This window comes from Microbacterium sp. P5_E9 (assembly GCF_054049175.1).
On record NZ_JBFUMV010000145.1, the window covers coordinates 1 to 528 of the forward strand.

General features: G+C 70.6%; 1 protein-coding gene. It reads right to left on the reverse strand.

Going from position 1 to position 528, the window contains the following annotated elements; translation table 11 throughout:
- Positions 1–83 precede the first annotated feature (83 nt).
- A partial coding sequence (locus ACXJ3V_RS20695) for a Bug family tripartite tricarboxylate transporter substrate binding protein (RefSeq protein ID WP_457102234.1) occupies positions 84–528 on the reverse strand: 445 nt, incomplete at its 5' end.

Here is a 528-nt window from a genome sequence, read left to right on the forward strand (position 1 = left end):
CCAATCAGCCCGCCGGCCAGCAGCACGGCCGGCAGCACGATCCAGGCACCGGCCATCGTCATCAGCATCGGGGGCCTTCGTGCCTACTCGGCCTTGATGTTGGCGGCCTGCACCACGGCGGCGATCGCCTTGCGTTCCTTCGCCAGGTAGTCGGCGAAGGCGGGGCCGGAGATCAGCTGCGGCGTGACCGCGACCTCACCCAGCTTGCGGGCGATCTCCGGGTCCTTGAGCGCGGTGTCGAGCGCGGCCACCCAGGCCGCCGTCACGGCGGCCGGGGTGCCGGCGGGCGCCAGCACGCCGAGCCACGAGTCCATCTCGAGGCCCTTCAGTTCGGGTGTTTCGGCCAGCGCGGGAATCGTCAGTGCGCTGGGCGAACGGGCCAGCGAGGTGACGCCGAAGGCCTTGACCTTGCCGTCCTTGATGAAGGCCTGCGCCAGCGTCAGCGGCAGCACGGCCAGGTCGACCTGCCCGCCCGCGACATCGGTCAGCACCTGCGGACCCGACTTGTAGGGCACGTGCACGATATCG